Origin of the sequence: Ensifer soli, assembly GCF_041928815.1 — a bacterium.
GTDB lineage: Bacteria > Pseudomonadota > Alphaproteobacteria > Rhizobiales > Rhizobiaceae > JBHFEI01.
The window spans coordinates 1-26241 of sequence record NZ_JBHFEI010000014.1; the positions used below are offsets into that span (position 1 = coordinate 1).

The following is a 26241-nucleotide window of genomic DNA, read 5'->3' on the forward strand; positions in this document are numbered from 1 at the left end:
GAGAGGATCACCTTCGCGCCCGCTTCCGCCAGCGCCTCCGCCGCGCAGAGGCCGATGCCCCGCCCGCCGCCGGTGATCAGCGCCGTCTGGCCCTTGAGGTCGTATTTCCCGAGATACATCGATGCTCTTCCTGTTCTTCGCGTAACGTCAGCCGGCCAGCGCGACGGCGCGGCCGTCGGGACCGAAGAGATGGAGGCGGCCGGGATCGGGCCGGAGCTTCACCGGATCGCCGATCGCCGCCGGCGCGGTCTCGGCGGTCTTGACGGTGACGAGCCGGCCGCGGCCGATGTCGATATGGGTGAGCGTCTCGCCGCCGAGATGCTCGATGACCGTGACCTTGCCCGTTACGCTGCCGCCGGGATCGACGGCAAGCGCCTCCGGGCGGACGCCGAGCGTCACCTTCGCGCCTTCGGAAAGCGGCGGGCGGACGGGAAGCGGCACGGTCTCGCCATGGTCGAGCACGACCGAGGATCCGGTCAGCGCGCCGGTCAGAAGGTTCATCTTCGGCGAGCCGATGAAGCCGGCGACGAAGACGGTGGCGGGCTTCGAATAGATCTCCATCGGTGCGCCGACCTGCTCGATGACGCCGCCATTGACGACGACGATGCGGTCGGCGAGCGTCATCGCCTCGACCTGGTCGTGGGTGACGTAGATCATCGTGGCATCGAGCTCGTGGTGGAGCCGCGCGAGCTCGATGCGCATCTGCATCCGGAGCGCGGCGTCGAGGTTCGACAGCGGCTCGTCAAAGAGAAAGACCTTCGGCTTGCGCACGATGGCGCGGCCGATGGCGACGCGCTGGCGCTGGCCGCCGGAAAGCTGCCCCGGCCGGCGCTCCAGATAGGGTTCGAGCTGCAGGATGCGCGCCGCCTCCTCGACCTTGCGCCGCCGTTCCTCCTTCGGAACGCCCGCCATGCGCAGCGCGAAGCCCATATTGTCGGCGACCGTCATGTGCGGATAGAGCGCGTAGGACTGGAACACCATGGCGAGCCCGCGCTGGTCCGGTTCGACGTCGTTGACGCGCTTTCCGTCGATCAGGAGATCACCGCCGGTGATCGATTCGAGGCCTGCGACCATGCGCAACAGCGTGGTCTTGCCGCAGCCGGAGGGGCCGACGAGAACGATGAATTCGCGGTCGGCGATCTCGAGGTCGACGCCCTTGACCGCCTGGAAGGCGCCGTAGGACTTGCGGATGGATTTGAGCGAGAGAGTGGCCATGGTCGTGTCCTATTTCACGGCGCCGAAGGTCAGCCCCCGGACAAGCTGGCGCTGGGTCAGCCAGCCGAAGACGAGGATCGGGCCGATCGCCAGAAGCGAGGCGGCGGAAAGCTTGGCCCAGAACAGCCCCTGGGGGCTGGAGAAGGAGGCGATGAAGGCCGTCAGCGGCGTCGCCTTCGAGGCGGTCAGGTTGATGCTCCAGAAGGCCTCGTTCCAGGCGAGGATGATCGAGAGCAGTGCGGTCGAGGCAATGCCCGGCGCCGTCAGCGGCAGGAGCAGGAAGACGAACTGCCGGAACGGTCGCGCCCCGTCGAGCCGTCCGGCCTCGAGGATCTCCTTCGGCACGTCGCGGAAGAAGGTGTAGAGCATCCAGACGATGATCGGCAGATTGGCGAGCATGTAGAGCAGCACCAGGCCGATGCGCGTGTCGAGCAGGCCGCTGTCCTTGAACATCAGGTAGATCGGCACGAGCACGCCGACCGCCGGCATCATCTTGGTCGAGAGCATCCAGACGAGCAGGTCCTTCGCCCTTTTGCCCGGATAGAAGGCGAGCGCGTAGGCGGCGGGCAGCGCGATCGCGAGCCCGAGCAGCGTCGAGCCGAAGGAGACGACGACGCTGTTCATGAAGAAGTGCGGATAGTTCGCCCGCTCCAGCACGGTCTTGAAGTTGATCAGCGTCGGCTCGAAGAAGAGCTTAGGCGGTGTCGCGATCGCCATCGGCTCGGTCTTGAAGGCGGCAAGCGTCATCCAGAAGATCGGGAAGAACATGATCAGCGCGGCGCCCCAGCCGCAAACACTCGCGATGATCGTGTAGCGTGTTTTCGTCTGCATGGTCAGCGATCCAGATTGTGCGAGATGGTGCGGACGAGGAAGAAGGCGACGACATTGGCGAGGATGATCGCCAGCACGCCGCCCGCCGACGCCCCGCCGACGTCGAAGTCCAGAAGCGCGGTCTTGTAGATGAGGAAGGGAAGCGTGGTCGAGGCGCTGCCGGGGCCGCCTGCGGTCGTCACCAGGATCTCGGCGAAGACGGAGAGCAGGAAGATCGTCTCGATCATCACCACGATCGTGATGGCGCGGTAGAGATGCGGCAGGATGATGAAGCGGAACAGGCTGAAGCCACGGGCGCTGTCCATGCGCGCCGCCTCCATCTGCTCGCGGTCGAGCGATTGCAGCGAGGTGAGCAGGATCAGCGTCGCGAAGGGGATCCACTGCCAGGCGACGATGATGCCGATCGAGAAGAGCGGCAGCGTCGCGAACCAGTCGACGACCGGCAGGCCGAGCGAGCGGGAAATATAGGCGAAGAGCCCGTTGACCGGGTGCATCAGCAGGTTCTTCCAGACGAGCGCGCTCACGGTCGGCATGACGAAGAAGGGGGCGATGCAGAGGAGCCGCGCGATGCCGTGGCCGGGGAAATGCTGGTCGAGCGCGACGGCGAAGGCGACGCCGAAGACGACGGTCGCGACCAGCACGCCGCCGACGAGCAGCACGGTCTTGAGAAGTGCGTTGATCAGGCCCGGATCGGTGAAGAGGAAGGCGTAGTTGGCAAGGCCGACGAAGCCGCCGGTGCCGGGCGCGAGCAGGTTGTAGCGCTGCACCGAGAACCACAGCGTCAGCGCCAGCGGCACGATCATCCACAGGAGCAGCAGGACGACGGCGGGCGCGAGCAGCGGGCGCATGCGCGCCACCATGCGGGGATCGGTTCCGTTCAGAGTTTGCATCATGTGACCCATCGGCGGCAAAGACGGCGAGGCGCCCTGCGGGCGGACCCCCCGCATGGTGCGTCGCCGTGGTCGAAGGCATGTCGGGGGCCGGCCGGTCAGGAGCGGCCGACCCCCTCTTCCGGGAGCTTCGTTACTTCTTGGTGTAGCCGGCCTGGTCCATCGCCCGCTCGGTCAGCGCCTGGGCGGCGGCGAGCGCCTCGTCGACCGTCTTCTGGCCGGCGATGACGGCGGCGAATTCCTGGCCGACCGAGGTGCCGATCGCCTGGAATTCGGGGATGCCGACGAAGCCGATGCCGCGATAGGGCACGGGCTCCTGCGTCGGGCCGTTGACGTCGGCCGACTGGATCGTGTCGAGCGTCAGCTTGGCAAAGGGCGCCGCCTCGATGTATTCGGCATTCGCATAGGTCGATTCACGCGTGCCCGGCGGCACCGTCGCCCAGCCCGTGTCCTTGGCGACGAGGTTGATATAGTCCTTCGAGGTCGCCCAGTAGATGAACTTCTCGGCCGCCTCGGGCGACTTCGAGGACACCGGCACCGCCAGCGACCAGGCCCACAGATAGTGGTTGCCCTTGTCGAACTTGCCATAGGGCGGATAGGCGTAGCCGACCTTGTCGATCACCGTGCTCTGGTTCGGATCGGCGAGGAAACCGGCCGAGACGGTGGCGTCGACCCAGATGCCGCAATTGCCGGAGGCAAACAGCGCGAGGTTCTCGTTGTAGCCGTTCGAGGAGGCGCCCGGAGGGCCGTATTTCTTCAGGAGGTCGACATAGTCAGTCAGCGCCTCCTTCCACTGCGGCGTGTTGAGCTGCGCCTTCCAGTCCATGTCGAACCAGCGCGCGCCGTAGCTGTTGGCGGCCGGCGTGATCTGGCCGACATTCTCGCCCCAGCCGGGCTTGCCGCGCAGGCAGACGCCGTAGACGCCGTTCGACGGATCGTGGATCTTCTCGCCGATCTCGCCGATGTCCTTCCAGGTCGGGCGTTCGGGCATGGTGATGCCCTTGGCCTCCAAGAGGTCCTTGCGGTAGAAGGTCATCTGACTTTCGGCATAGAAGGGCAGCGCGAAGAGCTTGCCGTCGAAGGACAGGCCGTCGCGCACCGACTGCAGCACGTCGTCGAGGTCGTAGTCGGCGGGCACGGCGTCGAAGGGCCGGAGCCAGCCGCGCTCGCCCCACATCGGCGCCTCGAACATGCCGATCGTCAGGATGTCGTACTGGCCGCCATTGGTGGAAATGTCGGTGGTCAGGCGCTGGCGCAGCGTGTTCTCCTCCAGAACCACCCAGTTCAGCTTGATGTCGGGATTGGCCTCCTCGAAGGCGCTCGACAGGCGCTGCATCACCACCATGTCGTTGTTGTTGACGGTGGCGATCGTCAGTGTGGTCTCGGCGAGCGCCGGACCGGCGAATACGCTCGCCAGCAGTCCAAGGGTGAGCATTTTCATCGGCTTCATTGTCTCCTCCATATGTTGCCGTGATTGTTTTTGTCGTTCGGGGCGTGGGGCGGCGGTCAGACGGCCGCCCGTCGGACCTCCCCGGTCGATGCGAGGCGGCCTGTCGCACCCAGGACGAGCAGGCAGCCCGCGGTAAAGGTGTCGCCGAGGCCGAGCGTGGTCGCCGGACGTTCGAGATAGGGGCTCGGCACCGCGACGAAATGCCAGCCGCCCTCCCCGGCGCGCGCGCCGAAGGGCAGCGGCGCGAAGCGCGCCCCTTCGGGCAACCCGTCCGGCCGCGCCGGTCTGCCCGTGGCCGCCCGGGTGGCGGCGACGAGGCAGCCGGCCATCAGCGCCTGTTCCTCCGTCTCCGGATCGCGCCGCGTCACCGATGCCGCCCAGTCGTCTGCATGGATGCAGACGCGGTCGAGAGACAGGCGTTCGCCGAGCGCGCGGAGCGCGGAAAACATGCCTGCCGGATCGCGCGCTTCGGGTGAAAGGTCGAGGAATTCCGAATGGCTCATGCCGAGCGAGGTGACGGCGCCGCGGCCGGCCGCCAGCACCCGGTCGCGCAAGGAGGGATGGTCGTAGCCGCTGAGCTCATGGTGGACGGTGTCGAGACCGGCCGCCGCCCAGGCCCGCGTCATGGCGAAGACACGGGTCGTCTCCGCGTCGAGATCACCCTCCGGCACCGCGTTGAAGCCGGCGACGAGGCCTGCGCCCGCCGTCGCCGCGCCGTGGAGCGACAACGCGTCGAAGGCGCCGTCATGCTCGAGGCCCGGATCGTAGAAGCGGACGATGATGCGCGAGGAGCGCGTCGGAACGACGTCGCCGATCGCCACGCCCGCCTGATATTCGAAGATGTAGATGTCCGGGCGGCGCGCGCCGCGTTCCGTCAGCGCGTCGGCCCTGACGGCGCGCCCGTCCTCGGCGACGAGGATCGCGGGCGGCAGGCGGTCGAGCATGTGGCGGCTTCGGTCTTCGAGGTTGACCAGCGCCGGCGCGCCGAGCGTCGAGAGCACCCAGGCCGCCTGCGGGCCGACGCCGCCGAGCGCATAGGTCGCGGGCACATGGGCGGCAAGCCAGGCCGGACCGTCCGGCCAGTCGACGCGGACCTCGCCGCCGACGCCGCGCCGCGCCCGGTCCTTCAGCATCGCGCCGAAGGCGGCGGCGTCGTCCGGCGCGCCCGGATCGATGAGCGCCGAAGCCCCGGCGAGCAGGATCCGGGCGTCGACGCAGGCGCTCATGCCGCACAGCGTCAGCGGCGCCGAGGCGGCGATCGCAGCGAGCCGGCCCGACAGAAGGCGATAGGAATCGGCGGGGTTCGTACCGTCGAGCATGCACGCCTCCCGTCGTGTTCTCTCAACCGTCGCCATCATGATGGAAGAATTGGATGAGTGTCAATCAAAAATGAGCAATAATGAGCAAAATTACCATGCGCAAATCGATTGAAGCAGGGGCATCTGTCAAATCACTTCCTGAGGCGTGCAAATCTCAGTGAAACTCGCGGTAAATGCGCAAAAAATCTCAAATCTCTGTCTGGGATGATATGCAAGGCAGCGGAGATCGGCGCATTCTGGCATCGTCTGGCGTCCGATGGCACGTCGTCCCGACGCGCCGGACCCGCGCCCGCCCGGGCGATCCTTCGGGAAAAAGGCCCCGGCGCTCGGGCCGGGGCAGCGGACATGCCGGGCGGGGGAGTGCCGCGGCATGGACGGCCGGCGGTCGCAACCGCGTCGGCCGAAGCACGGCCCCCGCGCGGGCGTGGGCGGGAAAATCGAAGCCGCGGCGCCCTCAGGCGGGGCGCACGCGCAGGATCACCTCGACCTCGACGGTCATGCCGTTCGGCAGCGAGCCCATGCCGACGGCCGAGCGGGCATGGCGGCCGGCCTCGCCGAGGATCTCGACCAGAAGGTCGGAGCAGCCGTTGATCACCTTCGGATGGTCGGCGAAATCCGGCACGGCATTGACCATGCCCAGCACCTTGATCACCTCGACCCGGTTGAGGTCGCCGACCGTGTCGTGCACGACGCCGAGCAGTTGCAGGCCGACGAGGCGGGCATGCCGGTAGGCGTCCTCGATGGTGACGTCGGCGCCGACCTTGCCGACATAAAAGCCGCCGCCCTCCTTCGCCGGTCCCTGGCCGGCGAGATAGAGGAGGTCGCCGGCAATTTTCGCCGGGACATAGGTTCCGGCCGGCGACGGCGTCTTCGGCAGGGTGAGCCCGGCCGCCCTCAGCCGCGCATAGGCGTCCGGCGCCGGCACCTGCGTCTCGAGCTCGGCGGCGATCGCGGCCGCCATCTTCTCGCCGATCATGATCGAGGTGAGGTTGGTGTTCGCCTGGCAGTCGAGCGGCATGATCGAGGCATCGATGACGCGCAGGCCCGTAAAGCCGTGGACGCGGCAGTCGGGATCGACGACCGACGTGCCCTCCGGCCCCATGGTGCAGCCGCCGATGCCGTGCTGGGCGTCGGAGGACTGGGCGAGCAGGAAGGCGTCGAGCTCCGCGTCGCTCGCCGTCGCCAGCCAGTCGAGCGCCAGATCGGAATCGCCGAGCAGGATGCGCTCGGCGATCGCCTGCACCGCCTCGCTTCGCGCGATCTCGCCGAGATGGCGATAGGCCTGCCGCATGCGCGCGAGATCGAGCGGATGGTCGAGCATGTTCTCCTCGACCACCGGCTGGGCGAAGGGATCGGCCGAGGTGATCTCGACCGTGCCGCGGCTCTTCGCCTCCATCAGGATCAGGTTGATCATCGCCTCGCCGAACTGGGCGCTGTCGGACTGGACGCCGATGCCGCCATGGTTCATCGCGACGTAGAGGATGTCGTCGCGCTCGGTGCCGGGCAGGCCGGAGCTCATGCGGATGCAGCAATTGGTGTGGCGGGCATCGACGTCGCTCGCCTTGAACTCCGGCTTCAGTTTCAATTCGATGCGGCAATAGGGGTGGTCGAAGAAGTTCCTGCCGACCGGCAGGTCGCGGACGACGGGAATGCCGTGCGTCTCAAGCAGGCCTGCAGGGCCGATGCCGGAGCGCTGCAGGATGGCTGGGGAGTGGATGGCGCCGGCCGACAGCAGCACGAGCGGCGCGTGGAACTCCGTGGGCTTGCCGTCGACGACGGCGCGCACGCCGGTCGCCCGCAGGCCGTCGAGCAGCACCCTGTCGACGGTGGCGTTGCCGACGATGGTGAGGTTCGGCCGGTCGCGCGCCGGCTCCAGATAGCCGTCATTGGTCGAGACGCGTTTTGCCCCGCGATTGTTGATCGGATAGCAGCAGACCCCTTCGGCGTCCGGCGCGTTGAGGTCGTCGTGCCAGGCATGGCCGAGCGCAAGCGCCGCCTCCCGCATCGCCCGGTCGACATGGCCCCAGTCCTCGACCGGGGCGCGGTGGATCGGGATCGGCCCGCCCTTGCCATGGTGGTTCACCTCGATCGGGTCGTCTTCCAGCTTGTTGAAGAAGGGCAGCACGTCCTCGCCCGACCAGCCGGTGCAGCCGGCCTGCGCCCAGCGGTCGAAGGCGTGCAGGATGCCGCGGATGGCGATCTGGCCGTTGACGGCGGTCGAGCCGCCCATGCCCTTGCCGCGCCAGTAGACGCGGTGCGCCTGCGCCTTCGTCCGCCGTGCCATCAGGTCCGGATACATGTAGGCATCCTGGAAATGGCGCGGCAGCAGCAGGTTGAACGGGTTCGGGCTTTCCATCTCCGGCGGCTGCTCGGCGCTGCGATAGTCCGGACCCGCCTCGATCAGCAGCACGCGGACGTCCGGGTTTTCCGTCAGCCGCGCGGCGAGCACGGCGCCTGCCGCCCCTGCTCCGACGACGATCACATCATGCGACATGGCATTCTTCCCCTGATGGTGTGGTCACACGACGCATGGGTCTGCGGCGACGGCGGGGCCCGTGGAACGGGCGTGCGGCGCCCCGATGCGGTACGGGGGAGCAGACCATAAAAGAGTTCATATGTAAACTGTGATTTGCATATGAAACAGTCGTGGACACGATCTCAGAGGGTTGCGAGATCGGCGATCGCTTTCCGGATCGCCTCGCGCGAAAACGGCTTTTCCAGGATGACGGCGTTCTCCCTGCCGGTCGCTTCGGCGATCAGGTCCGGGCCGCTCACCGTGTCGCCGGTGACGAAGACGATGCGCCGGGCAGCCGCGGGGCGGGCGGCGGTGACCGCCTTCCAGAAGGCCGTGCCGCCGCCGCCGGGCATGCGCAGGTCGCAGAAGATCAGCGCATAGGCGTTTTCGAGCGCATGGCGCACGCCCTCGGCGACGGAGCCGGCGATCTGCGGCCGGTAGCCGTCCGTCTCAAGGACATCGGCGAGGATCTCGGCGATGTCCGGCTCGTCGTCGACGATCAGCACCGCGCCGGAGGCGGCCCCGGGCGGGGCGGCCTCTTCGGGGGGCGGCGGGGCTTTCGCGGCTTCGGCCGGCGCGAGCGGCAGGCGCAGGCTGAAGACGGCGCCGCCGCCTGGCCGGTCGCCGACCGTCAGCGTTCCGCCATGGGCGGCGACGATGTTGGCGGATACCGCGAGGCCGACGCCGGTGCCGACGCCGACCGGCTTGGTGGTGAAGAAGGCCTCGAAGATCCGCGCCTTCAGCGCCGCCGGCACGCCGGGGCCGTTGTCCTCGACCGACAGCAGCGCCTCGTCGCCTTCCTCCGCGATGCAAATGCGGATCAGGCGCGTGCCCGCCCGGTCGCCGAAGGCCTGCTCGGCGTTGACGATCAGGTTGATGATCACCTGCGAGAGCTGGTCGGCGTCCGCCTCGACCGGCCGTGTGCCGGCATCCTCCACCTCGACCGTGACGCCGGCCGAGCGCAGACCGTAGGAGAGCATCTCGGCGGCGGTGCGCACGAGGTCGCCGAGAAGCACGAGGCTGCGCTCCGGCGTCTGCTGGCGCGCCATGGCGAGGAAGGTCTTGACGATGCGGCCGCAGCGCTCGGCGGCAAGCCGGATCTTCACGACCCGCTCGCGCGCGGCGCCCGCGCCGGCCGCCGCCTCGACCATGGCGCTCTGGCCGATGACGACGGAGAGCGGGTTGTTGAGCTCGTGGGCGAGCCCGGTCAGAAGCGATCCCATCGCGCTCAGCTTCTCCGCCTGGTAGAGCTTCTGCCGCTGCCGCTCCAGCGCCTCGGCGGCGGCGTGCTGCGCCGTCAGGTCGCGGACATAGGCGACGTAGCGGATGTCGCCGATGTCGGTGACCTCGTGGATCTGCAGCTCGACCGGAAAGCTGTGCCCGTCGCTGTGGCGGGCGGTGATCTCGACGCGGCCGCCGAGGATGCGCGACGGCCCGCCCCGCTTCATCCGCGCCATGCCGGCCTCGTGGCCCGCGCGGTGCGCGTCCGGCACCATGACCGCGCCGATCGTCCTGCCGGTCGCCTCGCCGGCGGCAAGGCCGAACATCTGCGCGGCGGCCGGGTTGAAATCGCGGATGATGCCGTCGCGGTCGGCGGTGACGACGCCGTCGAGCGCCACGTCGATGACGGCGCGCGACTTGGCGGCGGCGGCGGCCTCGTTCCTCAGGCTGCCGGCGAGCGAGGAGAAGAGGGCGACGATGCGGTTGAACCACGGCCGCCACAGCGGCGGAATGCCGGAGAGCACCGGCGCCCGCCCGGCGTCGAGCGCCTCGACCGCATGCAGCAGCCGGAAGGCCGGCCGCACGAAGATGCGCACCAGCACGAGGTTGCTGGCGATCAGGGCCAGGACGAGCAGGCCGAGATAGGCGAGATAGGGCACCACGTCGCCGAGCGCATCGCCCTCGACCGCCGCCACATCGACGGCATAGAGAAAGCGCCACGGCGTGCCGGCGATCCGGGCGGCATAGACATAGGCGTCGCCCTGCCGAAAGAAGCGCCCCGGGACGGCGTCGGCATCGGCGAAGGACAGCAGCGCGGAGGCGGCCAGGACCTCCGGCGCAGCCGCGGCGCGGCCGAGCGAATCGCCGATGACGTGGCCGCGCTGGTCGGAGAGCACCATCACCTCGCGGCCGGCCTTGTTGCGCATCAGGATGTCGGAGACGACCTTGACCAGCACGTCCGTGCCGACGATGCCGCGAAAGACGCCGTCGACATAGAGCGGCGCGGTGTGCGACACCATCAGCCCGGTGCCGCCGGCATCGTGGTAGACCGGCGCCCAGACGGCGTTGCGTCCGGGATTTTCCCGCGGCGTCGCCAGGGTGTAGAGCGGATAGTCGAAATAGGAGCGGAACGTCTCGCTCTGGTCGTCGCTGCCGATCAGCGCGGCGATCGGGGCCGAGGGGTGGATGACCACCAGATCCTTCGCCGACGAGAAGAAATAGCTCCAGCGGAAATAGGCCTGCGTCGCATGGGCGGAAAGCTGAAGCGGCAGCAGTTCGCCCGTTCCGCGCAGCTCCGCCGCTGCCGCCGGCCGGCCGGCCACGCCGTCCGAAAGCGCCATGGCGAGCAGGTCCCTGCCGAAGCCGAGGTCCGGAACGGCACCGGCGAGGTCGCGCACCGCATCGCCCCCCGCGGGAAGCGCCGATGCCGGATCCGCCGGCCGGGCGAGGCTGCGCTCCATCGACAGCCGCATCGCCGCGACGTAGACGTCGGCCGCCGTCACCAGCGCGTCGATCTTGGCGATGTATTCGCGCGCCTTGATCTCGTGGACGGCGAGGTCGTCGTCGATCGCCGCCCGGTATTCGCGGTAGACGAGCAGCGCCATGATCAGCACGACGGGAAGGCCGATCGCCGAGACCAGCAGCCGGAAACGCCGCTCCAGCGCCCGAACGTCGCCCGCCCTGCCCCCGCGCCCCGTATCGACCATGGCCCCCACCACCCTTACCGGTTGCAGACCATGCTTAGTCCAGATCACGCCCGATGCAAGGCGCTTTCGCCCGTCGTCAGGGGCCGGCGCCGCTGTCGGCAAAGGCGGCGAAATCCTTGAACCCATGGCCGGTGACGATGCAGACGATCGTGTCGGTCGCGGCGATCGCCCCGTCGGCGAAGAGGCGTCGGGCGGCCGCGAGCGAGGCGGCCCCGGTCGGCTCGGCGAAGAGGCCGGCGCGGCGAGCGAGATCGTGCATCGCCGCGCGGATCGCGTCGTCGGCAAGCGCCACGCCCTGCCCGCCGCTGTCTCTCACCAGCGCCAGCGTGTGGCTGCCTTCGAAGGGATAGGTCGTCAGCGGATCGGAGATGCCGGAGGCGATCGTCTTCGGGTTTTCCCACGGCCGGACCTCGGCCGACCCTTCGACGAAGGCGCGGGCGATCGGCGCGCAGCCCTCCGACTGGGCGGCGACGAGCTTCGGCATCGCGCCGCCGCGATCGGCAAAGCCCTGATGCACGCCCTTGACCAGCGGGCCGGAGCTCGTCGGGATGACGATCCAGTCCGGCGTATCGCCGGATAGGTCCTCGGCGATCTCCTGCCCGACGAGGCGCAGCGCGTCGACGCCGTAGGGGTTGAGATAGGTGGTCGTCAGATTGACGTAGCCCTTCTCCCCGGCGAGCGCCATGGCGCGGGCGAAGGAATTGCCGTAATGGCCGGGGACGCGTTCGAGCGCCGCGCCATAGGCGAGGATCTGGGCGAGCTTGCCATGCGGCGTCGCCTCCGGGCAGCAGACGATCGCCGGAACGCCGGCATTCGCCGCATAGCAGGCCGCCGCTGCCCCGGCATTGCCGCTCGACGCGCTGACGATGCCGGTCGCACCCATCTCCAGCGCCCGCGTCAGCGCGGCGGCGACGAGCCGGTCCTTGAAAGAGCCGGAGGGGTTGCGCGTCTCGTCCTTGAGGAACAGGTTTCCATGAAAATCCGGAGCAAGCAGCGCCGGCGGGACCTGCCGGAGCGGCGTTTCCCCCTCGCCGAGCGTCACCGCGTCGGAGACGAAATCACCGCGCCGCCAGCGGCCGGAGACCGGTCTCGGCCGCTCGACCTCCAGAATGCCGCCGCAGGCCGGGCAGCGGTAGAGGAGCGTCGCGGCCCGCGCCGTCCCGCAGGCGACGCAGCGCAGCGAAAGCCCCGTGTCACCGGCATGCCGCGTCATTGCATCATGCCCCGGGCCGCGACCGGGAAGACGCATTCGACCCGGCGTCCGCGCATGCCGACATACCAGTCGTAGCGGTCGACGGTCGGGTCGCAATGGCCGGGGACGAGGCGCAGCGTCTCGCCGACCGTCAGACGGCCGTCGAGCGTCATCGACCCGTGCTCGTCGGAGGCGCCGACATAGGTAATGTCCGGCCGCCCGTCGACGAGCGGCAGGCCGCTGTCGACCGCCACCCCCTTGTGGCCGCAATCGACGACAGCAAGCCCGTCGCGCGCCGAACTCATCACCGTCGAGAGCACGAAGAGCGACTGGCGGAAATCCGGCGACGGCACGTTGCGGGCGTAATCGGCATCCATGAACACGTAGGAGCCGGCCTGCAGCTCGTTGTAGACGCCGCTTGCCGCCTCATGGGTGAAGGTGCCGGTGCCGGCGCCGCCGACGATGGCGCAGTCGAGCCCCTCGCCCTTGATCGCCTCGATCGTCGCAACCGTCTCGCGCACGGCCTTTGCGATCGCGCCGTGCCGCTCCTCCTCGCTGCGCAGGTGCTGGGCGGCGCCCTGATAGGATTGCAGGCCGGAGAAGATGAGGGAATTGCTCGCCGCGATCCGGCGGGCGAGCGCCGCCGCATCGGCTCCCGGCGCCACGCCGCAGCGCATGCCCATCACGTCGATCTCGACCAGCACCCGGATGCGCGCGCCGGCGGCTTCCGCCGCCGCCTCGACCAGCCCGACGATGCGCGCATCGTCGACGCAGACCGCGACATCGGCGATCTTCGCCAGCGCCGCGAGACGCGCGAGCTTCCGCGGCGTCACCACCTCGTTCGAAACGAGGATGTCGGAAACGCCGCCCCAGGCGAGCGCCTCCGCCTCCGCCGTCTTCTGCACGCATTGCCCGACGGCGCCGCGCGCGATCTGCCAGCGGGCGATGACCGGCGACTTGTGCGTCTTGGCGTGCGCCCTGAGGCCCACGCCGTTTTCCCGGCAGAAGGCGGCCATCCGGTCGAGATTGGCCTCCATCGCGTCGAGATCGATGATGAGGGCGGGCGTATCGACCTCGGATTCGTCCATGCCGGGCTCGGCCGGCGGTCTCTGCAACATCGTCACGCTCCTTACGCCGCGATCGAGGGCCGCGTCGCGGTCGACAGCGTCTCGAAATTGTCGCGGATATAGGCGGCGGCCCGAAGCGCCAGCGCCGAGATCGTCGGGGTCGGATTGACGACGCCGCCGGTCGCGAGCACGCTGCCGTCGACGATGAAGAGGTTCGGCACCTCCCAGGTCTGGTGCCACTTGTTGACGACGGAGGTTTCCGGATCCGCGCCCATGCGGCAGGTGCCGATCATGTGCCAGGCCGGCGTGCGGTAGACGCCGTCCTTGTCGCGGTAGTCCTGCAGCCGGTAGTCGAAGGCGCCGCAGGCCTTGGCGAGGTCTTCGAGCCGGTCGAGCATGTAGTTCATCATCCGCCGGTCGTTCTCGCCCGGCGCGTAATGGGTGCGCGCCGCCGGAACACCGTCGGAATCCTTCAAGACCGGGTCGAGCGTGACGCGGTTTTCCGGGTTGGGGATGTCGTCGCCGATGGCGAAGACGCCGATCGAATGGCCGAAGCGGCGCTTGAACCACTCATGATGGCCCTTGCCCCAGGGGGCGCGGGCCGAGGTGAACCAGCCGGCGGCAAGCTCGCCCGCCGAGGCCGTCGAGGTGATGCAGTTGAAGTTGAAGCCGTTGACGAAGCCGCGCGAGACGTCCGTCTCGGCGAACTGGCGCGACAGCAGCGAGGCGACATAGCCGATCTGCCCGTCGACCGGCTCGTCCACCCACATCTCGCAGGCGACCAGCGTGTGGTGCATGAGGTGGCGGCCGACCTGGTCGTTGCTATTGGCGAGGTTGTCGGAGGCAAGCAGCAGCCGCGGCGTGCCGATGCCGTTCGCCGCGACGATGACGATCTTCGCCCGCTGGAAATGCTCGTGCCCGGTGTTGCGGTCGACATAGAGCGCCCCGGTCGCCCGGCCGTCGCGGCCCTTCTCGATCCTGAGCACCCGCGCATTGATGCGCAGCTCGCAGCCGGCCTCGAGCGCCTTCGGCCAGATCGACAGCGAATATTTGCTCATCGAGCCGCGCGGACAGCCGTTGCAGGTGCCGCAATTGTTGCAGGCGGGACGGCCGTCGTAATCCTCGGTGATCGTGCCCGCCTCGACCGGCCACCAGTGCCAGCCGAGCGTGTCGAAGCCGGAGGCGAGCCGCTTCGCCACCTTCGAGACCGGCATCGGCCGTGTCGGCGGCGTGTCGCGCGGCGGCATCGCCGGATCGCCGGCAAGCGCCGAGACGCCGACGAGACGGTCGGCCTGTTCATAATAGGGGGCGACGTCCTCATAGGTGATCGGCCAGTCCGGCTGCAGCCCGTGCTCGGTACCTTTCCGGAAATCGGACGGCCGGTAGCGCGGCCAGATCGCGCCATAGACATTGGTCGAGCCGCCGACCGCGTTCCACATCAGGATCTGCGAGGAATCCGAATGGACCGGAAAGTCGTCGGGGTGGGTGCGCTTGTTGACGTCCGGGCTCCAGTTGGTGCGCCGCTGCCAGGTCCAGTCGGAGTGGAGATGCGGATGGTCCTTCGCCTCCACCCAGGAGCCCTGCTCCAGACAGACGACGTCGAGGCCGGCCTCGGCGAGCGTCAGGGCGGCGAGCGCCCCGGTCGCGCCGGAGCCGACGATCAGGACATCGCAGATACGCTCATCGGTCATCGTTCAAGCCCCCATCGGGTTGTCGTCTTGGTGTCGAGGTCGAGGCCGGATATGTCCACGCGCCGCACCTCGTCGGTCCTGAGATAGGCGCCGCGGCCATGGGTCGGCGTGTCGCGGCCGAAATCGAAGGGTGCCATCGGATAGCCGGTGACATGCGGCCGCGCGGAATAGGGCCGGCCGGTCTGCTGGATGGCCTCGATGACGAAGGGCGTCTCGTAATAGGCGATGACGGCGGCGGTGTAGATCCGGTCGAAGAGATCGGGATCGGCCGCCTCGAAGGCGGAGACGGCGCGGATGCGGGCCTCCGGATCGCCGCTCGCGAGGTCGCCGTCGGCGAAGCCGAGGCGGTCGGCGACGGTCTCGGCGAGCGTCGATCCCAGATCGGAGAACAGCCGCATTGCCAGGATGCCGTGCACGCCTGCGGCGGAGGCGGAGGGGAAATCCTCCGCGCCCGGGATCAGTTCGTCGACGAGGAGGGCGAGCATCTGCGCCTTGTCCTTCGGCGAGAGGCGCGAATTGCGCTCGGGGCTTCGTGCGGGAGCGCTCATCGTGCCGCAGCCTTCGGGTCGATCGTGACGGTGACCATCTTCAGCTCGGTCATCGCCTCCATCGTGTGCATGCCGCCGAGACGGCCGATGCCGCTCTTGGTGTTCGAGCCGCCGCCGAAGGGCAGGTGGATCTCCCAGTAGGTGCTGCCGGAATTGATGTTGACGATGCCGGCGGGGATCGCCTTCGCCACCTCGACGCCGCGCGCGACGTCGCGGGTGAAGACGCCGACGGAGAGGCCGTAATCGCTGTCGAGCGCGAGATCGAGCGCCTCGGCCTCGTCCTTGAAGGCGATGACGGGCACGACCGGGCCAAACGTCTCCTCGCGGTTGAGCTTCATCTCGCGGGTGACGCCGCGCACGATCGTCGGCTCGAAATAGAGCGAGCCGCCGAGATCCGGGCGCGGCTTGCCGCCGGCAAGCACCGTGGCGCCGTTCGCGACCGCGTCGTCGACATGCTCCTTCACCTTGGCCGCGACCTTGGCATTGTTGAGCGGGCCCATCGTCGTGCCCTGGTGGAAGGGATCGCCGAGCACATGCTTTTGCGCATGCACGGTGAGTTTGGCGCAGAGATCGTCGACGATCGAGAAGTGGGCGAGCACGCGGCCGGTGGCGGCGCAGACCTGGCCGGCATTGAAGAAGGCGCCGCCGGCGGCGGCCGCCGCCGCCGCGTCGAGATCGGCATCCTCGTAGACGATGACCGGGCCGTTGCCGCCGAGTTCGAGCAGCATCGGCTTGCCGGCGCCGCGCTCGGCGATGCGCCTGCCCGTCGCGGCACTCCCCGTGAAGCCGATGGCGGCGACATCCTTGTGGACGACGACGGCGTCGCCGGCGGTCGCCCCCTCGCCGATCACGAGGTTGACGACGCCGGCCGGAAGCCCCGCCTTCTCGATCACCTCCATCAGCGCGCAGGCGACGAGCGAGGTCGACGGCGCCGGCACCCAGACGATGGCGTTGCCGGTGGCGATCCCCGGCGCCAGATATTCGACCGGGATGTTGACCGGGAAATTCCACGGCGTGATCACGCCATAGACGCCGCGCGGCTGGCGAAGGGTCATGACGAGCTTGGTCGGGTCCTCGGCCGGCAGCGTCTGGCCGCCCATCTGCTTGACGAGTTCGGCGGCGAGACGGAAGCCGTCGGCGGCCTTGCCGACCTCGCCCATGGCTTCCGCGAGGATCTTGCCCTGTTCGAGCGACAGGAGACGGGCGATCGCCTCGCGCTCGGCGTCGATCGCCGCACCGATGGCGACGCACATCTCGGCGCGCTTGAAGACCGGCGTCGCGGCCCAGGAGGGTGCCGCGGCCTTGGCGGCGGCGACGGCCTTTGCCGCCGTCTCGCGGCTCGATTTCGGCAGCGCGCCGATCGTCTCGCCGGTCGCCGGATTGACCGCCGGCATGGTCTCGGCTTCCGCGATCCATTCACCGCCGATGAAATTGCGGGCCGCGCCCCTCAGCGTGTAGGTTCCGTGCATCTCTCTCTCCCTGTCCTTATTCGGCGGCATGCGCCAGCGGCGCCGCGTCCGTGCCGATGTCGCGGCCGGCAATGACGAGGCCGGCGGCGAAGAAGCGTTGCGGCGCGACGACGACCTCGCCGCGCACGTCTTCCAGCGGGAACGCCCCGTCGCGCAGCTCGAGCACGCTGGCGTCGCCCTGCGCGCCCACCTTGAACGTGCCGAGTTCGGGGCGCTGCACAGCCTTCGCCGCATTCACCGTCGAGGCGGCAATGATGTCGGTGAGCGACATGCCGAGCGGCAGGAACTTCGACATGGTCGTCACCTGGTCATAGGCCGGACCCTCGATGCAGAGCGCGTGCACGTCGGAGGAGATCGTATCGGGCGGAAAACCCTCCGCCATCATCGCCCGCGCCGTCTTCCACGAGAACGAGCCCATGCCGTGGCCGATGTCGAACAGGACGCCGCGCTCGCGCGCCGCGAGGATCTCCTCCTTCACCTTGCCGCGCCCGTCGACGGGCGCGTTCGGGAAGGGGCGGTAGCAATGGGTGAGCACGTCGCCCTTGCGCAGCTTGGCGACGACGGCTTCATAGGACGGTGGCGGCTCGTCGATATGGGCCATCAGCGGCAGGCCTGTCTCGTCGGCGACCTGAAGGGCGATGTCGAGCGGCTGGATGCCGGAGGGGCCGGAGGCATGCCGGCCGATGCGCACCTTGACGCCGATGATCACGTCGCGGTTGTCGTTGATCACCTCGACGGCGTCGCGCGCCGCCATCAGGCGCAGGTCATGGCTTTCGCCGATCATGATGTTCTTCGAGAAGCCGTAGATGCCGGCGAACGAGACATGCAGGTAGACGAGCACGCGCGCGGTCGAGCGTTCGATCACATGCTTGCGGAAGCCGGGGAAATTGCCGGGGCCGGCGCTGCCGGTGTCGACGCAGGTCGAGACCGCGCTCATGCGGGCGAAGGCATCCGGATCGACGCCGAGCGAGGTGCCGCCCCAGTAGACATGGGTGTGCAGGTCGATGAGGCCGGGCGTGACGATCAGGCCGGTGACGACCTTCTCCTTCAGGCCCGACAGGCCGTCGCCGAGGGCTGCGACCTTGCCGGCGGAAAAGGCGACGTCGGTGACGCGGTCGATCCCTAGCGAGGGATCGATGACGCGCCCGTTCTTCAATACGAGATCATAGGGCATGTAGGCGGCTTTCGGTTTCCGTAACGGAGGGTGTGAGGCGCAGGCCGGTGTCGGCCGCGAAATAGCGCACGGCATCGGCGCCGGCCGACAGCGTGATCCGCTCGCCGGGGGAAAGCCCGGCCGGATCGGAACAGGTGGCGCGCACGACATGGCCGCCGACGGCGACGTCGAGGAACTGGAAGGGGCCGGCGGGCTCCACCAGCATCAGCTCGCCGGAAAGCGTCAGCCCGCCCGGCACCGTTCCGGGCTTCAGGTCGTGCGGGCGCACGCCGACCACATGGCCGGCCGTCGCGCCGCAGAGTTCGGCGGGCAGGAAATTCATCTGCGGCGAGCCGATGAAGCCGGCGACGAAGCGGTTGGCCGGGTGGTTGTAGACCTCCATCGGCGCGGCGAACTGCTGGACGATGCCGTCCTTCATCACCGCGATCCGGTCGGAGAGCACCATCGCCTCCTCCTGGTCGTGGGTGACGAAGATGACGGTGATGCCGAGTTCCTTCTGCAACTTGCGGATCTCGGTGCGCATGCGCACGCGCAGCGACGCGTCGAGGTTCGACAGCGGCTCGTCCATCAGAAGCACGGAGGGGTTGCGCACGATGGCGCGGCCGACGGCGACGCGCTGGCGCTGGCCGCCGGAAAGCTCGGCCGGCAGCCGGTCGAGCAGCGCCTCGATGCCGAGCACGTCGGCGGCCCAGGCCACCTGCTTGCCGATCGTGCCGTCGTCGAGCTTCTGCTGGCGCAGCGGAAAGGCGATGTTCTCGCGCACGCTCATATGCGGGTAGAGGGCGTAGTCCTGGAAGACCAGCGCGATGTTGCGCTCGCGGGGCCCGAGATCGGTGATGTCGCGGCCGTCGAAGCGGATCGTGCCCTCGTTGATCTCCTCGAGGCCGGCGATGCAGAACAGAAGGGTCGACTTGCCGCAGCCCGACGGCCCGAGGAAGGAGATGAACTCGCCGTCCTCGATCGCAAGATCCAGACCTTTCAGCACATGGACGGTGTGGAAGCGCTTCTCGAGGCCGGAGATCTTGATCGATGCCATGGGTGTACTCCTTAGATCAGCCCTTGACCGCGCCGGACAGCGCACCCTGGACGAGGTAGCGTTGGAAGAAGAAGGCGACCGCCACGGGGGGGATGATGGCGAGCACGCTTGCGGCAAAGAGCGGCCCGTATTCGTAGAAGCGCGCCTGGTTGAGGAAGCCGGCGATGATCACCGGGATCGTCTGGGTGCGCGGCGTCGAGGTGAGGATCATCGCGAAGAGGAACTCGTTCCAGGAGACGAGGAAGCAGAAGATCAGCGCCGCGATGATGCCGGGGCGCACCACCGGCACCAGGACCTTGCGGAACATGGTCCAGCGGCTGCAGCCATCGATCTCGGCGGCGCGTTCGAGGCTCAGCGGCACCGTCTCGAAACTCGATTTCATCATCCAGGCGGCGAGCGGCATCAGGATGGTGGAATAGGCGATGATGACGCCGAGATAGGTGTCGATCAGGCCGAGCGAGCGGAAGATGACGAAGAAGGGCAGCACCAGGGTCAGCGCCGGCACCATGCGGGTGAGCAGCAGCACCCAGAGGCTGACGGAGAAGAAGCGGTGCCTGCCGTAGCGGGCGAAGCCGTAGCCGGCAAAGGTGCCGAGCGCGACGTTGATCACCGAGACGATGACGCCGATGACGAAGCTGTTGAACAGCGACACCGGCACGCGCTGCGCCTGCACGCCGGCCGTGCCCTCGGCCATCAGCACCATGCGGTAGTTCTCGAAGGTCAGCGTCGAGGGAATGATCGAGGGCGGCGTGCGGATCAGGTCGGTCGCCGGCGACAGGCTGATGAAGACCAGCGCCGCCACGGGAAGGAAGGACCAGATGGCGATCGCCGCGACGGCCAGCCGGAAGAGCACGCTCCTCACCGTCCTCGCGGTCGCCGGATGCAGGAGGGGGCGGACGGTCCAGGGCGGGATCGCCACCATGGTCGGCCGCGCCTTGCGTGCCGCCACCCCGACCTCGACCTCGGCCGGCGCGCTGGCGGATGTCGCCCGGCGCGGGCTCAGCACGAAGAAATAGAGGATGGCGCAGGCGAGGCTGAGGATGGTCAGCACGTAGAGGATCGCCGCGCCCTCGCCGAACTTCAGGAACTGGAAGGACTGCATGTAGCCGAGCCATGACAAGGTGGTGGTCGCCGCCCCCGGCCCGCCGCGCGTCATGATCCAGATGATGTCGAAGGTCATCAGCGCGTTGATCGTGGCGATGATGGTGGAGAAGAGCAGCGTCGGCTTGAGCCAGGGCAGCGTGATCGAGAAGAAGCGCTTGACCGGCCCGGCGCCGTCGAGAAGCGCGGCGCGGTTGAGGCTCGCGGGCATGGATTGCAGCGCGGACAGCATCATCAGCGTCGTCAGCGGCGCCTGGTTCCAGATCTGCGTCAGCGCCACGAGGTTCAGCGCGCGAAATCCGTCGCCGAACCAGGCGGTGGCGAGGCGTCCGAGGCCGATATCGTGGAGGAAGCCGTTGAGCAGGCCGAAATTGCCGGCATAGACGAAGGACCAGAGCACGCCGATCGACACAGGCGCCATCGCCCAGGGAACCAGCACGATCGAGCGGAGGGCGCCGCGTCCGGCAAAGGTCTGGTTGAGCACGAGGGCGAAGAGCGTGCCGAGCACGGTGGTGCCGACGACGGCGAGCGCGGAGAAATAGGCGGTGCGCGCCAGCGCGTACCAGAAGTCCATGGTCTCGAACATCTTCGTATAGTTGGCGAAGCCGACGAAGATCCAGCGCTTGGTGATCGGGTTGGTGCTGTTGAAGGAGAGGTAGAGGCTGTAGAGCAGCGGCAGGCCGACGATCAGCGCCATCAGCACCAGGGTCGGCGTGACGGTCAGGTAGGCGAAGGCCGGCAGGCGGCCGATGCGGCGGCGCTTTTTGGAAGGAAGCGTCATCGTCGCGGTCTCGGCGGTCACGGTCATGTCTGTCCCTCGCAGGTCGGCATCGGCAGTGCGCGGGAGGAACGCGGGCACGATGCCGTTCGGGGCTGAACTCCGGTCGCCGGCCGGCCGCGCGAGCCGGCCGTCGACCTTTGCGCTTTCCTTCGGGAAGGCGCCTGCTTACTGATACTGGGCCTTCAGTTCGGCCGCCTTGTCGGCGAGCGCGGTGACCAGCGCGTCGGTGGACGAGCCGGAACGGATGTATTCCTGCACCTGCTGCATCATGAACATGTCCCATTCGGGGAACCAGATCGTCTTGCCGATCGAGCGCGCCGTCGCCATGCCGAGCTGCTCCGACGAGATCTTCAGGTCGCGCCACTTGGAGAAGCTCTCGACGATCTCCGGATCCTCCATCACCTCCTTGTAGCCCGAACCGAGGCCGAATTCGAGCGCCCAGCGCTTGATGACGTGGTACTGGCCGTCCTTCGCCTTGCCGCCGAAGAACTGCAGGAGGTTCCAGACGCGCTCCTCGTCGACGGGCTTGGCGCCCATCAGATAGGCGGCGGTCCAGGCCATGGTCGAGCGGGTGGCGCCCGGCATCAGCGCGTTCTTCACCTTGCCGGCGATCTTGGAGACGGCCGGGTCGTTGGCGACCTTGTGGTTGTAGTCGTGCACGACCATGAAGGTGTGGCGGCCGGAGGCGTAGCTCGGCACGCCCTCGCCCGGCAGCGTCATGATGTCCTCGACGACCAGCTTCTCCTTGTAGAGCGTCTGGTGCACCTCGAGGATCTTGCGCAGCGCCGGCTCGTCGACGAAATTGCCGTCGGCGTCGAACACCTTGGCGCCTTCCGAATACCAGCAGGCGAACATGTGCCAGGACATGTTCGGCCATTGCTGCTGCCACATACCGTGGAACGGCGCGTCGGAGATGCCGTCCGCCTTCAGTTTGCGGCAGACTTCAAGGACCGCATCCCAGGTCGTCGGCGACTCGACGCCGATCTTGGCGAGATGCTCCTCGTTGTAGAGGAAGGTGTTGTAGCCGGCGTAATAGGGCAGGCCGGCGAGCTCGCCGGTCGGCAGCGACAGCGACTGGATCGAGACCGGGAACATCTTCGCCTTGATCTCGTCGATGCCCGGAAGTCCCTCGAGGGTCCGGATCCATTCCGCCGTGTGCCAGCGGGCGATGTAGTTCTCTTCCGCATAGAGCATGTCGAGATGCTGGCCGCCGGTCAGCTTCGTCTCGGCGAGCGGATGGTAGTCGCCGGTGATCAGCTCGTAGGCGACGTTCTCGTCGTAGAGCTTCATGAAGGTCTTGACGTTCTCGTCGACGATCTGCGGCTGGTACTGCCAGCCGGCGAAGTTGAGCGGCGTCGACGGGGCGGCAAAGGCCCGTCCGCCCATCAGGCTCGCGGCCGACAGGGCGGCGGCGCCGCCCAGGATCTGCCGTCTGGACATGAGAAGTCGTTCCAGCGAAGACGTCATTGCTAGTTCCCCTTGACGATCGGTTCTTGATGTCTGCTTCCGGCGTGTTCCGGAATAGATGCGCAGTAAGTCCCGTCCTCCGCGCGTGGGGCGCGGCCGGTGAACGCTGCTTGTGGGGTAACTATGCGCGATTTTTTCAGACTGTCTAGGAAAATTTTATTTTTGGATCATTTTTGACTTCGCAATTGCAGCATCGGCGTCGAATGGAAAATTTTTGATCAGAAAATGCAAAAAATAATCATGAAAATCAATCGCACAGCGGCTGGGTGTCGGGCATGTCGCGGGTGGTGGCGAGCTGCTGCTTCAGCCGGCGCAGCTTCTCGCGGCCGGCATCCTTGCGGGCGATCGCCACGCCATAGGCGATGATGTCGATGGCGATCAGATAGGCGTAGCGGATCGAGGCGGGGCTGAGGATGTCCTCGTCGGGCGGGCTGTCGATCGGCAGGAACGCGTCGACAGCGGCGGCAAGGCCGGAGCCGCTGCGCGTCAGGGCGATGGTGACGGCATGGTATTCGCGCGCCACCAGCATCGCCTGCTCGAGGCCCTCGTTGGCGCCGGTCAGCGAGCAGCCGAGCACCACGTCGCCGCGATCGACCGTCGAGGCGAGCATCAGCTGCATCTGCTCGTCAGAGCAGGGCACGACGCGGATGCCGAGCCGGAAGAAGCGGTTCTGGATCTCGGCGACCAGCCAGGACGAGACGCCGCCATTGCCGAAGGCGTAGAGCGTCGAGCAGGCGCTGATCGCCTCGATGACGCGGGCGGCGCGGGCGAGATCGACCATGTTGTGCATGTCGGCGATCGTCTTCTGCGCCCGCTTGCTGACCCGCTCGGCCACTTCGGCGATCGAGGCCGGCGGCGTCGGCGGCTCGAGATAGTGGATGCCGATCCTGACCGAGCCCATGATCTTCAGCTTCAGGTCCTTCAGGCCGTCGCAGCCGAGCGTGCGGGCGAAGCGGGTGATCGTCGGCGCGGAGACGGCAAGCCAGCTCGACAGTTCCTCGATCGGCAGCTCGACGAAGCGGTGCGGCGCCGAGAGGATGGCCTCGGCGATCCGCCGGTTCGACTTGGAGAAGCCCGGTTTCGCGTCGATGATCGTTCCGAGGATGTCCTGCGCCTTGTCGTCTTTCGCCCCGTTCTTCGGCTGGAAGCGCGGGTCGGCGGGGCGCAATTGCTGCCTGCTGGCCATGAATGTCTCCGGTTTTGCCACGACGTTCCGCCCAAATGCGCGGCGTGTCAACAATCGCGGGACGGCAATTCACCGAAGGGTTGCGTGCGGCAAAAAGCCGGACCCCTCCCCTTGACGACTTGACTGGACAAGTGAATCCTGTGTCCAACGCGGGCGACAGGACGGGGCCGGACGATGCATCTTTCCATGTGGACCTATCCCTGGGACGTCCAGGACCAGGGGCTTTCGCGGATCCGGGCGGATCTCGAAGGCCGGGCCGGGCTGAACACGGTAAGCCTCGCCACCTCCTACCATGCCGGGCGCTTCCTCCAGCCGAGAAGCCCGGCGCAGAAGGCCTATTTTCCCGAGGACGGCACGGTCTATTACACACCCGACGATGCGGTCTGGGCGGGCAAGGAGATCCGCCCGCTGATGGCGGCAAATGTCGCCGAGCGCGGCGACATGTTATCGGCGCTGACCCGCGCGCGCGACGCGGGCGACGGCCTGAAGGTCTCCTGCTGGACCGTCTGCCTGCACAATACCCGGCTCGGCATGCTGCATCCCGGCCACGTCACCCGCAATGCCTTCGGCAATGCCAATTGCTACAATCTCTGCCCGTCGAGCCCGGCCGCGCGCGACTATGTCGTGACGATGGTGGCCGAGATCACCAAGACCTACCGGCCGGACATGCTGGAGCTCGAAAGCCCGAACTTCATGGGTTTCGCCCATGAGTACCACCACGAAAAGGACGGCGTCGGCCTGCTCCCCGAGGACGATTTCCTGCTGTCGCTCTGCTTTTGCGACCATTGCGCCGCGCGCGCGGGCGACGCCGGTGTCGACATCGGGTCGGCGCGCGAGACCGTGAAGGGCTTCATCGCCGAGGCCTGCGAGCGCGAGATCCCGGCGGTCCGCTTTCCCGATTTCCCCGAGGCCGGCATCGACGCCTTCCGGGCCTTTCCGGCGCTCCACGCCTTCCTTCGATGGCGCAGCGCGCCGGTGACAAGCCTGATCGCCGAGATCCGGGAAAAGGCCGATCCGGTGACGAGGATCGTGCTGATCGACCTCAAGAACGGCTGGCTCGGCGGCGTCGATCTTAAGGCGGTGGCGCGCGTCTGCGACGGGGCGATCCTCTGCTGCTATGACATGACGCCGGGCGCGGTCGAAGACCTGATGCGCGAGGGGCGCGCGGCACTCGGAGCGGACAGATGTCTCGGCGCCGGCTTCCGCGTCTTCTATCCCGAGATGACCGGGGCCGCCGACCTCGCCGTCCGCGCCAAAGCGGCGGTCGAGGCCGGCGCCGACGGCATCAATTTCTACAATTACGGCCTGATCCCGGAGCGCCGCCTCGACTGGGTGCGCGCCGCCGTCGACGGCCTCGGGCGCTGAGCCTCACGCCGCGCCAACCGAAGGGACACCCCGCATGGCTTTCATCCGCACCCTGACCGGCGACATCGCGCCCGAGGACCTGGGCGTCACCTACGCCCACGACCATCTCTTCTGCGTTCCGCCCCTGTGGAAGGAGAAGAAGCTCGACGACTTCCTGATCGACGACCTCGAAAGCTCGATCAAGGATGTCGCGCTCTTCACCGCTGCCGGCGGCCAGGCGGTCTATGACGCGACCGCCATCGACTACGGCCGCGACCCGACGGCGCTGAAGGCGATCTCCGAGCGCACCGGCATCCGCATCATCGCCACCGCCGGCTTCAACAAGGCGGTGATGTGGCCGGGCCAGATGGCCGGCACCGGCGGCACCTTTCGCGACTGGATCGACGGCCACAGCCGCGCCGAGATCCGCGACCACGTCGTGTCGGAACTGACCGTCGGCATGGACGGAACGGACCTCAAGGGCGGCGTCGCCAAGTTCGGCACCGGCTACAACACGGTCTCGGACGCCGAGGACAAGGTGATGCGCGCCGTGCTCGACGCGCACAAGGAGACCGGCGCGCCGCTCCATTCCCACACCGAACTCGGCACGCTGATCCTCGAACAGCTCGCCGTCGTGAAGGAGGAGGGCGTCGACCCGGCGCGGCTGACGATTGCCCATGTCGACCGCAATCCCGATCCCTGGCTGCACCGCAAGGCCGCCGAGACCGGCGCCTTTCTCTGCTTCGACGGCATCAGCCGGATCAAGTACCATCCCGAAAGCGTGCTGATCGACTGCATCCTCGCCCTCGTCAGGCACGGACACCAGGACCAGATCCTCGTCGGCGGCGACATCGCCCGGCGTACCATGTTCCGCAACTATGGCGAGGGCGGCCTCGGCCTCGGCTATATCCTGCAGAGCTGGGTGCCGCGCTTCGTCGAGCAGGCGGGCGAGGCCGGCTTCGACGGCGAGGCCCTGTTCAGGGCCTTCTTCATCGACAATCCGCGCCGCGCCTTCGTCTTCGCGCCGTGAGCGGCCTG

At 68.0% G+C, this 26241-nt stretch carries 20 protein-coding genes and 1 pseudogene; 2 read left to right on the top strand and 19 right to left on the bottom strand.

The window, feature by feature from the left end; all coding sequences use genetic code 11:
* The 19 genes and pseudogenes from ACEVQ6_RS18840 to ACEVQ6_RS18925 form a co-directional block, all read right to left on the bottom strand.
* Positions 1-119 (bottom strand): SDR family NAD(P)-dependent oxidoreductase (locus ACEVQ6_RS18840; protein ID WP_374890651.1); only part of this gene is annotated, 119 nt, incomplete at its 3' end.
* A gap of 28 nt (positions 120-147) precedes the next feature.
* Entirely contained in the window at positions 148-1215 is a 1068-nt protein-coding gene (locus ACEVQ6_RS18845; protein ID WP_374890592.1) for an ABC transporter ATP-binding protein, read from the bottom strand.
* Between the two features lie 9 nt (positions 1216-1224).
* A complete protein-coding gene (locus ACEVQ6_RS18850) occupies positions 1225-2052 on the bottom strand; it encodes a carbohydrate ABC transporter permease (RefSeq protein ID WP_374890652.1) in 828 nt (275 codons plus the stop codon).
* A complete protein-coding gene (locus ACEVQ6_RS18855; RefSeq protein WP_374890653.1) occupies positions 2049-2948 on the bottom strand; it encodes a carbohydrate ABC transporter permease in 900 nt (299 codons plus the stop codon). The genes ACEVQ6_RS18850 and ACEVQ6_RS18855 overlap by 4 nt, the downstream gene beginning before the upstream one ends.
* 121 nt (positions 2949-3069) lie before the next feature.
* Positions 3070-4386 (bottom strand): ABC transporter substrate-binding protein, encoded by a 1317-nt coding sequence (locus ACEVQ6_RS18860; protein WP_374890593.1) that lies wholly within the window; start codon positions 4384-4386, stop codon positions 3070-3072.
* A 56-nt stretch (positions 4387-4442) separates the two neighbouring features.
* Positions 4443-5705, bottom strand: a complete 1263-nt coding sequence (locus ACEVQ6_RS18865; protein ID WP_374890594.1) for an ADP-dependent glucokinase/phosphofructokinase — start codon at positions 5703-5705, stop codon at positions 4443-4445.
* Between the two features lie 454 nt (positions 5706-6159).
* Positions 6160-6681 carry a RidA family protein gene (locus tag ACEVQ6_RS23680; protein WP_454952418.1) on the bottom strand — a complete coding sequence of 174 codons (522 nt, stop codon included), beginning with the start codon at positions 6679-6681 and terminating at the stop codon, positions 6160-6162.
* Positions 6661-8199: pseudogene (locus ACEVQ6_RS18870) on the bottom strand (GMC family oxidoreductase); the annotation flags it as partial. The gene ACEVQ6_RS23680 and the pseudogene ACEVQ6_RS18870, both read right to left, overlap by 21 nt.
* A 164-nt stretch (positions 8200-8363) precedes the next feature.
* A complete protein-coding gene (locus tag ACEVQ6_RS18875; RefSeq protein WP_374890596.1) occupies positions 8364-11147 on the bottom strand; it encodes an ATP-binding protein in 2784 nt (927 codons plus the stop codon).
* A gap of 76 nt (positions 11148-11223) precedes the next feature.
* On the bottom strand, positions 11224-12360 hold the full coding sequence (locus tag ACEVQ6_RS18880; protein ID WP_374890597.1) for a pyridoxal-phosphate dependent enzyme: 1137 nt from the start codon (positions 12358-12360) through the stop codon (positions 11224-11226).
* Positions 12357-13457, bottom strand: a complete 1101-nt coding sequence (locus ACEVQ6_RS18885; RefSeq protein ID WP_374890598.1) for a DSD1 family PLP-dependent enzyme — start codon at positions 13455-13457, stop codon at positions 12357-12359. Before ACEVQ6_RS18885 ends, ACEVQ6_RS18880 begins: the two co-directional genes overlap by 4 nt.
* Positions 13458-13468: 11 nt before the next feature.
* Positions 13469-15097, bottom strand: coding sequence for a GMC family oxidoreductase (locus ACEVQ6_RS18890; protein WP_374890599.1), 1629 nt, complete (start codon positions 15095-15097; stop codon positions 13469-13471).
* On the bottom strand, positions 15094-15645 hold the full coding sequence (locus ACEVQ6_RS18895) for a hypothetical protein (protein WP_374890600.1): 552 nt from the start codon (positions 15643-15645) through the stop codon (positions 15094-15096). Before ACEVQ6_RS18895 ends, ACEVQ6_RS18890 begins: the two co-directional genes overlap by 4 nt.
* The gene (locus ACEVQ6_RS18900; RefSeq protein WP_374890601.1) at positions 15642-17114 is read right to left on the bottom strand and encodes an aldehyde dehydrogenase family protein; all 1473 of its coding nucleotides are present in this window, start codon (positions 17112-17114) and stop codon (positions 15642-15644) included. Before ACEVQ6_RS18900 ends, ACEVQ6_RS18895 begins: the two co-directional genes overlap by 4 nt.
* 16 nt (positions 17115-17130) lie before the next feature.
* A complete protein-coding gene (locus ACEVQ6_RS18905; protein WP_374890602.1) occupies positions 17131-18288 on the bottom strand; it encodes an amidohydrolase/deacetylase family metallohydrolase in 1158 nt (385 codons plus the stop codon).
* Positions 18278-19324 (bottom strand): ABC transporter ATP-binding protein, encoded by a 1047-nt coding sequence (locus ACEVQ6_RS18910; protein WP_374890603.1) that lies wholly within the window; start codon positions 19322-19324, stop codon positions 18278-18280. The genes ACEVQ6_RS18905 and ACEVQ6_RS18910 overlap by 11 nt, the downstream gene beginning before the upstream one ends.
* A 16-nt stretch (positions 19325-19340) precedes the next feature.
* On the bottom strand, positions 19341-21233 hold the full coding sequence (locus ACEVQ6_RS18915; RefSeq protein ID WP_374890604.1) for an ABC transporter permease: 1893 nt from the start codon (positions 21231-21233) through the stop codon (positions 19341-19343).
* 138 nt (positions 21234-21371) lie between these two features.
* Positions 21372-22646 carry an ABC transporter substrate-binding protein gene (locus ACEVQ6_RS18920; protein ID WP_374890605.1) on the bottom strand — a complete coding sequence of 425 codons (1275 nt, stop codon included), beginning with the start codon at positions 22644-22646 and terminating at the stop codon, positions 21372-21374.
* A 274-nt stretch (positions 22647-22920) separates the two neighbouring features.
* Positions 22921-23859, bottom strand: coding sequence for a MurR/RpiR family transcriptional regulator (locus ACEVQ6_RS18925; protein WP_374890606.1), 939 nt, complete (start codon positions 23857-23859; stop codon positions 22921-22923).
* Positions 23860-24033: 174 nt separating this feature from the next.
* Between ACEVQ6_RS18925 and ACEVQ6_RS18930 the strand changes: the two genes are divergently transcribed.
* A complete protein-coding gene (locus tag ACEVQ6_RS18930) occupies positions 24034-25224 on the top strand; it encodes a hypothetical protein (protein WP_374890607.1) in 1191 nt (396 codons plus the stop codon).
* Positions 25225-25258: 34 nt separating this feature from the next.
* On the top strand, positions 25259-26233 hold the full coding sequence (locus ACEVQ6_RS18935) for a phosphotriesterase family protein (RefSeq protein WP_374890608.1): 975 nt from the start codon (positions 25259-25261) through the stop codon (positions 26231-26233).
* Positions 26234-26241 lie beyond the last annotated feature (8 nt).